This is a genomic window from endosymbiont of Lamellibrachia barhami (assembly GCF_011947365.2).
GTDB lineage: Bacteria > Pseudomonadota > Gammaproteobacteria > Chromatiales > Chromatiaceae > QGON01.
This window is the reverse complement of record NZ_JAAVSH020000001.1, coordinates 1,000,214-1,011,361: the sequence shown is the minus strand read 5'-3', so window position 1 is coordinate 1,011,361 and position 11,148 is coordinate 1,000,214. Positions and strand designations below refer to the sequence as shown.

The 11,148-nt window shown below is 56.8% G+C and carries 11 protein-coding genes; 3 read left to right on the top strand and 8 right to left on the bottom strand.

Going from position 1 to position 11,148, the window contains the following annotated elements; all coding sequences use genetic code 11:
• The first annotated feature begins 217 nt into the window (after positions 1 to 217).
• On the top strand, positions 218 to 433 hold the full coding sequence (locus G9Q73_RS19430) for a hypothetical protein (RefSeq protein ID WP_246345011.1): 216 nt from the start codon (positions 218 to 220) through the stop codon (positions 431 to 433).
• 5 nt (positions 434 to 438) lie between these two features.
• Complete coding sequence (locus G9Q73_RS19425; RefSeq protein ID WP_369408832.1) at positions 439 to 537, top strand: hypothetical protein; 99 nt, start codon at positions 439 to 441, stop codon at positions 535 to 537.
• An 82-nt stretch (positions 538 to 619) separates the two neighbouring features.
• Here the strand turns inward: G9Q73_RS19425 and G9Q73_RS04520 are convergent, their stop codons facing one another.
• Both G9Q73_RS04520 and nhaD read right to left on the bottom strand, forming a co-directional pair.
• Positions 620 to 1,486 (bottom strand): phosphoribulokinase, encoded by an 867-nt coding sequence (locus G9Q73_RS04520; protein WP_177418736.1) that lies wholly within the window; start codon positions 1,484 to 1,486, stop codon positions 620 to 622.
• A 348-nt stretch (positions 1,487 to 1,834) separates the two neighbouring features.
• On the bottom strand, positions 1,835 to 3,304 hold the full coding sequence (gene nhaD / locus G9Q73_RS04515; RefSeq protein ID WP_439654686.1) for a sodium:proton antiporter NhaD: 1,470 nt from the start codon (positions 3,302 to 3,304) through the stop codon (positions 1,835 to 1,837).
• Positions 3,305 to 3,646: 342 nt separating this feature from the next.
• Here nhaD and G9Q73_RS04510 point away from each other — a divergent pair, with 342 nt between their 5' ends.
• Positions 3,647 to 5,407, top strand: coding sequence for a SulP family inorganic anion transporter (locus tag G9Q73_RS04510; RefSeq protein WP_369408831.1), 1,761 nt, complete (start codon positions 3,647 to 3,649; stop codon positions 5,405 to 5,407).
• 183 nt (positions 5,408 to 5,590) lie between these two features.
• Here the strand turns inward: G9Q73_RS04510 and G9Q73_RS04505 are convergent, their stop codons facing one another.
• The 6 genes from G9Q73_RS04505 to G9Q73_RS04480 form a co-directional block, all read right to left on the bottom strand.
• Entirely contained in the window at positions 5,591 to 6,076 is a 486-nt protein-coding gene (locus G9Q73_RS04505; protein ID WP_177418735.1) for a hypothetical protein, read from the bottom strand.
• A gap of 94 nt (positions 6,077 to 6,170) precedes the next feature.
• Positions 6,171 to 7,556: an FAD-binding oxidoreductase gene (locus G9Q73_RS04500; protein ID WP_246345009.1), complete on the bottom strand. Its 1,386-nt coding sequence runs from the start codon at positions 7,554 to 7,556 to the stop codon at positions 6,171 to 6,173.
• 12 nt (positions 7,557 to 7,568) lie between these two features.
• Positions 7,569 to 8,153: a BON domain-containing protein gene (locus G9Q73_RS04495; RefSeq protein ID WP_177418734.1), complete on the bottom strand. Its 585-nt coding sequence runs from the start codon at positions 8,151 to 8,153 to the stop codon at positions 7,569 to 7,571.
• A gap of 1 nt (position 8,154) precedes the next feature.
• The gene (locus G9Q73_RS04490) at positions 8,155 to 8,745 is read right to left on the bottom strand and encodes a phosphoheptose isomerase (protein WP_177418733.1); all 591 of its coding nucleotides are present in this window, start codon (positions 8,743 to 8,745) and stop codon (positions 8,155 to 8,157) included.
• Positions 8,746 to 8,767: 22 nt separating this feature from the next.
• On the bottom strand, positions 8,768 to 9,130 hold the full coding sequence (locus G9Q73_RS04485) for a YraN family protein (RefSeq protein WP_177418732.1): 363 nt from the start codon (positions 9,128 to 9,130) through the stop codon (positions 8,768 to 8,770).
• Positions 9,127 to 11,148, bottom strand: coding sequence for a penicillin-binding protein activator (locus tag G9Q73_RS04480; RefSeq protein ID WP_177418731.1), 2,022 nt, complete (start codon positions 11,146 to 11,148; stop codon positions 9,127 to 9,129). Before G9Q73_RS04480 ends, G9Q73_RS04485 begins: the two co-directional genes overlap by 4 nt.

Here is an 11,148-nt window from a genome sequence, read left to right as displayed (position 1 = left end):
GCCAGTTACGTATTGCTAACCGAGGGCGATTCAAGACTGAACTACCCGTTACGATGACGAGGTTCAGGGTGCGCTGACGCACCGCAAGCCATGTCGCCGTCACAGTCTCCTCATCTCGTGAAAACGCCCCAGTTTAGTATGGTTACGCTCTTCGCCGGATGTGGGAGGGCTTTGATGGCACGGCTGAGGCACTGGCCGCATCGCTGGTGCGTTTTTGTTGGCTTGCCTGCCGAGACCGCAGGCCTACTGCGCCCATGAGTACACGCTGGATAACCTGGGTTTTCGCCGCCGTCTGGGTGGAGCCGGAGAACGAGGCGATCAATTGCGCTGGTTGGCAGAGAGCGCTACCAGTCGGGAGTTAGGCAGGCCGACACTGCCTGCAATTGCCGGGTCACCGAACTGGCTGTCAACCCTTTCCTGCGAACAGGTGTGAGGGATGTGATAAACGCTGCTGAGCGTTATGCCGGTAAAAAACTCACTGGAGATGAAGCGGTCTTTACCGCGCTACGAAACTGGAAAGACCGGGAGTACGATTAGCTGCAGGAAGAGCCATTGACGGCCAAAAAAAACCGCGGCGACCGTCAGGCCGCCGCGGTTTTTTTGAAGGCAGGTGCTAAACCTAACGCGCATCCATCATGTTTTCGATGATGGGCTGCAGGATGATCTCCATGGCGAAGCCCATCTTGCCACCAGGCACAACGATCGAGTTACGGCGTGACATGAAAGAGCTGTCGATCATGTTGAGCAGGTAAGGGAAGTCGGTGCCAAACTTGCCAACATCCTTGAAACGGATGACCACGAAACTCTCGTCGGGTGTTGGGATATCACGTGCAATGAAAGGGTTGGAGGTATCTACAGTCGGCACGCGCTGGAAGTTGATGTCGGTGCGTGAGAACTGCGGGGTGATGTGGTTGATGTAGTCGGGCATGCGCCGCATGATGGTATCGACGATCGCCTCCTCACTGTAGCCACGCTCGGCGTTGTCGCGGAAGATCTTCTGGATCCACTCCAGGTTGACGATGGGTACTACACCCACACCCAGGTCCACGTGCTGGGCGACGTCGTCTTCACCGTTTACCGCCAGGCCGTGCAGGCCTTCGTAAAACAGCAGGTCGGTACCCTCTGGAATCGTCTCCCAGGGGGTGAACTCACCAGGTTTCTTGTCCACGCCAAGACGGGCATTGTGTTCTGTGGCCTCATCTTCGGAGTGCAGGTAGTAGCGCTTCTGACCGGAACCGGTTTCACCGTAGGTCTTGAACAGCTCTTCGATCTTGTCGAAGCGGTTTGCTTCGGGACCGAAGTGGGACATGCCGCCGGTCATCTTCTCGCGCATTTCGACGCGATTGTAGCGGTGGAAGCTGTCGCCCTCGACTATGGCGGGGGTGAAGCCGTCGCGGAAGAAGATGTGTTCCAGGGCGCGCTTGACTGTGGTGGTGCCTGCGCCGGAAGAACCGGTAACTGCTACGATTGGGTGTTTCTTAGACATGAATTACTCCCCTATGCAATCGTTTTGACCTGGCCGGAAACCGACCCAAAAGGGTGCGGTACTGTTCGGATTCCGGTAAGCCATGAATTCTGAGTGGGGCCAACTATACCACGGAGAATGGGTAATTCCACAGGGCGGAAGGGATAGGGAAAAGGCCCGCCTGTTGGCGGGCCTTCAGGGAACCTCTGAACAAGTCATGGACCTACAGCTTGTGGCTGAAATACACGGCTTTTTCGTTAAGAATCTTCGCAATAGCTGGCTATTACGTGCGATTCTCGCCTCAAATCCGCGTATTTCATCTCACAATCTGAACGGCCCAGACTTATTCAGAGGTTCCTTGGGGCAGAGTCAGAAGAGGTGCGAGTTGATCCAGATGTGGGTGAATATGCTGGCCACGTAGCCCAAGGCTATCACCGGCGCCCATTTCATATGGCCAAAGAAGGTGTATTTGCCCCGGGCCTGACCCATCAGCGCTACACCGGCGGCGGAGCCGATGGAGAGCATGCTGCCGCCAACACCTGCGGTCAGGGTTGCCAGCAGCCATTGACCCTCGGACATATCCGGCATCATGGTGAGTACCGCGAACATCACAGGAATATTATCGATGATGGCGGAGAGTACACCTACGGCCACATTGGCCGGAGTGGCACTCATGGCAGGGCTGAGGCCCATGGTGATGCCCCACTGGGTGTACATGACATCTGAGGCGAGTGCCAGATAGCCGATGAACCCCAGGCCGCCGACACAGAGCACCACGCCGTAGAAGAAGAGCAGGGTGTCCCACTCCGCCCGGGCGATTTTGTTGAAGATGTCGAAGGCGATAGGGTCACCCATCTGCTCGTCGTGCTCCAACTCGGTGGAGGCGTCGCCGTTACTGGTGGCCAGCTCTTTGTGGTAGGTCTTCTTCAGATAGAAACCGAAGAACTGCAGGTAGGCCAGGCCGGTCAGCATGCCGATCACGGGTGGCAAGTGGATGAAGTTGTGGAAACTCACTGCAGTGATGATGGTGGCCAGGAACAGAAAGATGATGCGCTTGGCGCCACGCTTCATTTCAGCGTCTTCGCCGCCTCCTTCAGGTTTTTCATTGGGTACGGCGAAGGTCATGATAACCGCAGGTACCAGCCAGTTGACCACCGAGGGGATAAAGAGATTGAAGAACTCGAAAAAGTCGACGGTGCCCTGGGCAGTTGTGATGTTCTTCTGCCATACCATCAGGGTGGTGATGTCGCCGAAGGGGCTGAAGGCGCCGCCGGCGTTGGCTGCAACCACAATGTTGATGCAGGCGAGCAGTACGAACTTGTTGTTGCTGCCCCCAACTGCCAGTACCACAGCGCACATCAGCAGGGCAGTGGTTAGATTGTCGGCGATCGGGGATATGAAAAAGGCGAGTCCGCCGGTAATCCAGAAGAGTTGTCGAAAGCCGAAACCTTTGGCTATCAGCCAGGAGCGCAGTTTTTCAAAAACATTGCGCTCGTCCATGGCGTTGATATAGGTCATCGCCACCAGCAGGAACAGCATCAATTCAGCGTACTCGAGCAGGTTGTGGCGTACCGCCGCCTCAGCGGCGTGAGGCAGGCCGTGTTGCTGATAGTACCAGGCGACGATGGCCCAGATCAGGCCTGCAGCCAGAATCACCGGTTTTGATTTGCGCAGGTGGGTGAACTCCTCCGCCATTACCAGCAGATAGGCCACCACGAAGATGGCGATTGCCGTATAACCCACCCAGTGGTCGGTAAGAATCAGGTGGTTTTCGCCACGTCCGGACGCAAGGCTTATCCCAGGTAGTATCAAGAGTAGAAGTGGTAACAGGAATCGCACAGTGCTTGCTCCCTTGGAAGTTATTAGTGTCTTAAATGGCATCATTTTGTGGGCAACAATAGCCGAGATGCTGCCTTCATCGCCTTTTATCATAGCGACAGGATTTTATATCACTTTAGCGCATGTTACTGCAGATTTATTGAGTCGTTACATTACTTTCGGTATGCCCTCGTAAAAAGTAGTTAATTAGTATAAACTTATTTGCTGCCCAAATTATCGATGGGCGGCGCTGGGTCTGTCGGCTGGAATTCTAGGGTGTCGGGCATTCTTCACCACTGGATTCCTCTGCTCTTTCGACAGCCAGGCAGTGGTGATTAACTTTATTTTTCTCAGGGGGTTACAGTGATTGGGCTAAACGACGTAGTCGCTTATTTACGGCAATGTTTCCTGCCGTTTTTCGGATGGATCGGCGAACTGCGTGACGGTAAGGTCCTGAAGGCCGATATTCTTGCGGGCATCACTGTCGCGCTGGTACTGGTCCCTCAGTCCATGGCCTACGCCCAACTGGCAGGTTTGCCCGCCTATTACGGTCTTTACGCCTCCTTTCTGCCGCCTATGGTCGCGGCCTTCTTCGGCTCATCCCGACAGTTGGCTACCGGACCCGTCGCAGTGGTCTCTCTGATGACAGCGGCGGCACTGGAACCGATCGCCGCAGCCAATCCCGAGGGTTTCCTGGTCTACGCGGTGCTGCTGGCGCTATTCGTCGGCGTATTCCAAATCTCGCTCGGTCTGCTGCGCCTTGGCGTGCTGGTCGATCTGCTCTCTCACCCAGTGGTGGTCGGTTTCACGAATGCCGGGGCCATCATCATTGCCACCTCCCAGTTGAGCAAGCTGTTCGGTGTGACCGCAGAGAGTGCGCCCCACCACTATGAGAAAGTCTACAACGTGGTTGTTGCGGCCATGCATGATACTCACATGATGACGCTGGCATTTGCCGTGGTGGCCATCGGCATTATGGTCGGGCTGAAGAAATATTTGCCAAAGATCCCCAGCGTGCTGGCGGCTGTGGTGGTGACTACCGTCGCGGCCTGGTTGCTCGGTTTCGAGAGCGATATGGGAGGCAAGGTTGTGGGTAGCATCCCCGCTGGACTGCCACCCATCTCCTTACCCAGCGGCTTCGATTGGGACATAGCCACGCAGTTGATGACTACGGCGGTGATCATTGCGCTGATCGGCTTCATGGAGGCGATCTCCATCGCCAAGGCGATGGCTGCCCGTACCCGCCAGAAGCTGGATGCCAACCAGGAGCTGATCGGACAGGGCCTGAGTAACATAACCTCCGGCCTCTTCTCCGGCTATCCGGTTTCCGGCTCCTTCTCCCGTTCCGCAGTCAATATTGATAACGGGGCGATCACCGGTTTCTCCTCGGTCGTCACGGGTCTGGTGGTTGGTATCACGTTGCTGTTCCTGACTCCGCTGCTCTATCATCTGCCCCAGGCGACCCTGGCCGCAGTCATCATTCTGGCGGTTATCAATCTGATCAAGATTAAACCGATCATCCATGCCTGGAAGGCTGAAAAGCAGGATGCGTTCGTGGCGGTGGCCACCATGTTGCTCACGCTTTATATGGCGCCGCATCTGGAGATCGGTATTCTGGTGGGTCTAGTACTCTCCATTTCATTGTTTATTGTGCGTTCCATGCGCCCGCGCGTGGCAGTGCTCTCCCGTTACCACGATGGCACCATGCGGGATATCTCCGTGCATCCGCTGCCCACCAGTGAATATATTCAGCTAATGCGTTTCGATGGTTCGCTCTATTTTGCCAATGCCGGATATTTTGAGGACAAGGTGCTGGAGCTGGTGGCGAGTAAACCCAACCTGCGCTACATCATCATCGATGGTGAGGGCATCAACCAGATCGACTCCACCGGTGAAGAGGTGTTGCGGCATCTGGCCGAGCGTCTGAAATCGAATAATATCGAATTTCTGGTGGCGCGGATGAAGAAACAGTTTATGGATACTATCCGTAGTACTCACCTGCTTGAAGAGATTGGGCCGGACCATTTCTTCTCGCGTATCCAGTTCGCTTTGAACTATGCCTGGGATGGTTTGGGCGATGAGTATGATCGCACCCAGTGCCCGCTGCGGCGTCAGGTTGATTGATCTTTAACCACTGACAGGCAATAAAAAACCGGCATCAAGCCGGTTTTTTATTGCCTGGATTCACCGGAATGCCTGATCCGCTACGCTTGAACCGGCCTACATCCTGAGAAGAACGGTGACGGGGTGGTTTATTACTTGGGTAGGCCGGTTCAAGCGTAGCGGAACCGGCAACTCCAGCTTGGCTTATCGTAGCGCGGCTACCTGATAGCTGCCGTTGACCTCGTTGAAGTTCAGCAGATCGACAGAGAGTTGATTCACATCGGTCGAGACTTGTGCGAGCTGATTTTTCGCCAGAAAATGGGTCTGCTGCTTGACCGCCGCGTAGACCAGGCCGCCAGGGGCAAGAATAGTGATGGCGACATCGAGGACACCAAAGGCGCCTTTCTCTACACGTTGCTGAAGTGCGATTTGCTGGTTTTTCAGATTCTGCTGCAGGTTACGAAGCTGTTTCGACAGAGCTGAGGTGTCTACCGTTCTGAGACTGGTGCAGAAACCCTCTTCATCGACAGTCAGGGTCCGCTCTTCTGCGATAATGCAGGTCGAGGCGGTGCTAATCGCAAGCAACAGGGCCAAGCTCAAGGATTTTTGTCTCAGGTTGTTCATATTGGTTGCCTCTGCGAAGTCATCACCGGGTCTGATTGGCCACTCCCTGGTTTTATCCCTCTCCATGTGACTTCAGATTACGGCGGGATAGAGAAATATTTAGGAACTACTTCACATTGAGTCGGCAGGACGGCCAGAATTTGAAACCCGGGTCACAAAACTAAGCGGTGCTGGGGAACACTTTTCCCGGATTGAGAATATTCCGGGGATCGAACTGCCGTTTGATACAACGCATCAGTTCCAGGGTAACCGGATCGATCTCACGATCGATATAGGGCTGTTTGACCAGACCGATGCCATGTTCACCGGAGAGGGTGCCGCCGAGGCTCAGGGTCAGATCGAAAAGGCGGCTCAGGCACTGCTCGCCAAGGCTCATCTGCTCAGGGTCATCTGGATCCAACAGCAGGTTGACATGGATATTGCCATTTCCGGCATGGCCGAAGTTGATGATGGTGATGCCGGTGTCAGCGGAGAGTCTCTCCAGACCGCCTATCAGATCGGGGATACGCGAGACGGGCACCACCACATCCTCATTGATCTTTTTGGGCGCTACATTGCGCAGTGCCGGTGAGAGCGCCTTGCGGGTCTTCCAAAGTGAAACGACGGCCTCTGTTGTCTCTGCAGTGTGTATCTCCAGCAGCCCCGGATTAGACGCCGCTTCTGAGATGGCGGCGCTCTCATTCTCAATGCTGTGTGCGGGACCGTCCACCTCGATCATCAACAGGGCACCCACCGCTGGATCGAGTTCGAGATCCGAAAAATCCCGTACCATCGCCAGCGCTGCGCCGTCCATGAACTCCAGCGCACAGGGGGTGACGGGTTGCGCCATGATGGCCGAGACCGCATGGGCGGCGGCGTGAATATCCCTGTAACTGGCCTGCAGGGTTCGTTTGGTCTCCGGCAGCGGAGTCAGCTTGAGGGTGGCTTCTGTGATCAGACCCAACGTACCCTCGGAACCGATCAGCAGGCGGGTGAGGTCGTAACCCACCACGCCCTTGGTGGTATTGACGCCTGTGTGGATGGTTTGACCGTTGCCGAGGACGGCTCTGAGGCCGAGGGTGTTCTCGCGGGGTGTTCCATATTTTACCGCCCGGGGACCAGCGGAATTGTAGGCAAGGTTTCCGCCGATGGTGCAGATCGATGCGCTGGTTGGGTCTGGAGGCCAGAAAAAACCCTTTTCCGCCAGTGCTGTCTGCAGCATCTGATTGGTAACACCTGGCTCCACCCTGGCCAGGCGGTTGTCGGGATCGATCTCCAGGATACGATTCATGCGTTCCAGGGAGAGCAGGACGCCGCCCTCGATGGGCACGCTGGCGCCGGTGGTGCCGGTCCCCGTGCCTCTGGCAACCAGGCTGATCCGTTGCTCGTGGCAGAAACGGGCGAGTGCCGCCACCTGCGAGTGTTCGGTGGCGAAGACTACCGCTTGCGGCATTGCCTGCAGGCGGCTGTTGTCATAGCCATAAGGCAGGCAGTCGGCGGGGTCGGTGAGTACCGAGTCGTTGCCGACGATCCCCGCCAGGGCCTTGCGCAGTGATGAGGTTTTCAACCTGGGTTCAATCTAGATGTACTCGAAGACCCGCACCACCCGGCGAACGCCGCTGATGTGCCGGACCAGATCGGTCACTGCATCGCCTTCGGCCTGGGTGAGGATACCCATCAGAAAGACAACGCCGCGTTCCGTGACGACCTTGACCCGAAAGGTATCGAAATCGGGCAGGTCGACCCCGGTCAGTTTGAATTTTACCTCGGTGGTGAGGGCGGAGTCGCGGGCCCGCTCCCCGATGGAGGCTGCAGTACCGATCTCCAGTTCATTGACCACCCGGCGGACACGCTCGATACCCTTTACCATCTGCTCCGCCCGGGCACGGATCGCCTCTGTCTCGGTCTGGCCGGTGAGCAACACCACCATGTTATAGCTGGTGATGCTGATTTTGCTGTGTTCGTCGAGAGTGGTGTCGCTGCCGAGCCGTTCCATGGATTTCAATTCGATAGACTGATCTTCCACGATGACACCGGCCGTGCGGCGATCATGGGCCACGCTGGCTGTGGTGGCCGCGCCGCCGACGATGACAGCGGCACAGCCTTGCAGTAGCAAACCGGTGAGCAGAGCGATGGCGAGGATGATCGATTTTGATTGCTGCATTTTATTCACTTCCCAATAGCTGTTGGTCCACCAGATCACACAGGCAGTGTATAATCAGTAGATGAACTTCCTGGATGCGGGCGGTTGAGTCCGACGGTACGCGAATTTCGACATCGCCAGGCGCCAGGAGTTTCGCTGCCTCCCCACCTTCTTTGCCGGTCAGGGCGATAACAGCCATATCCCGTTCGTGGGCCGCGTCGATGGCTGCACAGACGTTGTTTGAATTGCCGCTGGTGGATATCGCAAGCAGCAGGTCGCCAGGCTGACCCAGTGCCTCGATCTGTCGTGCGAAGACCCGTTCATAACTGTAGTCGTTGGCGATCGATGTGAGGGTCGATGTGTCGGTGGTCAGGGCGATGGCGGGTAGGCCGGGGCGTTCCCGTTCGAAACGGTTGAGCATTTCGGATGAGAAGTGTTGCGCGTCCCCGGCGGAGCCGCCGTTACCACAGCTCAATATTTTGCCACCCTCCAATAACTGAGCCACGATAAGCTCTGCGGCGCCGGCAATCGGATCGACTAGCAGCGGCAACGCCTCGCTCTTGGTCTGGATGCTCTGGTTAAAAATCTGTTGGATTCGGTCGTTCAGTTCCATGGTTCTATAGACTACCTGTAGATCAGGCGCTCTGGAAGGCGTCCTTGATCCATTCAATGTTGGGGTCGTGTTCGCCGGTGATGCCCACCACGTCGAAGCGGCAGGGCCATGAGTTGCGTTGCCGTTGCAGATAGTGGCTGGCTGCAGTGATCAACTTGCGTTGTTTGCCTGCTGTGACCGACTCGGCCGCCGAGCCAAAACGGCTGCTCTTGCGAAATCGCACCTCAACAAATACCAGACTCTCCCCATCCCGCATGATGAGGTCGATCTCTCCTCCCTTGCAGCGGTAGTTCTTCTCGACAAGTTGCAGCCCGGTCTGTTGCAAATGACTGCAGGCAAGGGTCTCCGCCAGATCGCCCTTGCACAGATGGCTGGCCTTTCTCATGGCCTCTGTGGGGTCCCGCCTGGGGTAACGGATGTCTCAGTCGTCTCTTGAGGCATGTTGTCTGCCGTGGTGTTAGCGGATTCGTCAGGTAAGTTCTGGACTGGATGATTGGGGGATGGCGCGTTTTCCGGTACCTCCATGCGGGGAGCGAAGCCGCTTATGCTGACTTTGCCATTGGCCATTTCAGCCCATGCGAGCTGGCGGTGTAGTCGGTTTGAGGCATCGATGTAGAGGTTGCCGGTTTTGCCGTCCTGTGTGAGTCCCGGTTGATCGCTCAACTGTTGCAGGTGGGGCAGCAGATTGAAGGTGTCAATGCCCATGGCGTAGAGCCGGGTATAACGCGCTTCCACCCCCGGCAGAAGCTTCGCCAGACTGCTGCGTGACAGAGGTTGCTGGTGGTCATCTTCCAGCAGCCAGGGAATGTCGACAAATTTGATCTTGCCGATATCCTTGTCTTTCTCCTGCGCCTGTTTGCCGCTGTAGATGTGGGAGGTGGCATAGACCGGCAGATCTCCCGCGTGGTGGAACTGCAGTTGAGGGCGTAGCTGTCTCGCCTTTTGTGGGCGGGCGGCGAGGAAGATGAAGTCGGCATCCGCCCGGCGCCTCGGTTCGTGTTCCAGAGAACCCCCCAGCACCCGTTGCACTGCTTGTTTGCGGGCATTGCTCTCATCGATATTGAGCAGTTTGCGGATGGGGGTGGAGAAATCGTTCTCCTTGGCGATGTAGGACTGCTGTTCGACTGCCCGACCGCCAAGTGATTCCCAACGTTCCCGAAAACTTTCATAGATCCGGTCGCCCCAGCTTCCCGTAGGCGTCAGTACCAAGGCGTTGCCGAGACCATCGAGCCAGGCGCGTTCGGCCACCTGCTCAGCTTCATCCTCTGGTGATAGGCCAAACTGGTAAAAGTTTGTGGATGGATGGGGCTCGCCGTTTGTACGGTTGAGGGCAAGCAACGGAATCTCGAAGTTTTCCTTTTGCAGCAGGGCCTTGAGCGCCGCCTTGCTGATCGGTCCGACCGCCATTTTTGCACCTTGATCGATCGCCAGTTGATAGATATCGATGATCTTAGTGGGGTCGCTGCTGTCATAAAAACGCAGTTCAGGACGGTTATTGGCCGGCCGCTGATACCAGGCCGCCATGAACCCGTCGCGCACGGCGGCAGCCACTTTGGCGTAAGGACCGGTACGGGGCAGAAGTATTGCGATGTGACTGACCTGTTCAAGCAGAGACTTGTCTTGATCGAAATAGCCGACAAGCAGTGCCGGGAGGGCGGGGTGGTTTTGGTACTCCTCCCGCCAGGCATCCAGTCGTGTCTCGACAACGGCCGGGTCGTCGCCACGGTTCTTGACGATCCGGGCAAGGTCCATCCAGCCGCCCAAGGTGCCAGGGGGATCCGGCTGCAGCAGTGCCAGTGCAGTATCGGTCATGGCGGAGAGGGTCTGGATCAGCATGGCCTGATTCTTCAGGCGGCGCTCGGGGTCGAGCAATAACATATCGAGTTCGCCGAACTCCCGTGCACTCTCCAGAAGATTACCCACGAGGCGAAAACTCTCCGCAACGTTTTTGTGAAACCGCTGGCGCAAACCGAGAGAGCTTTCGGGACCAGGGGGAGGTTGCATCAGATCCAGTGCCTGATCGACCTGGCCCAGTTGCAACAGTCTTTCGGCCTGCAGCATACGCAGTCGCAGGATGAATTCCGCATCGCGGCCGGGGCTGCGGATCTCATTGGTCAGGGATTCGCTCTTTTCCCAATTACCCGCCTTGGCCCAGTTTTCCGCCGCCTCCAACAGCAGATCCTCCCGCCGGGGGGGGAGGCTGTCGCGGGCCAGTGACTCGATCAGCACAGCCGCCGCAGCAAACGATTTAGCCTCGATGAGGCTATTGGCCTGCTGCCGCAGGATGACCGCATCCTTTTCAGGTTCGACGTCCGGTTTTGTGACTGGTGCGGTGCAGCCCTGGAACAGAAGCAGCAGGGAGAGGATCAGCAGTAGCGGCGAAATACGTTGAATCACTTGCAT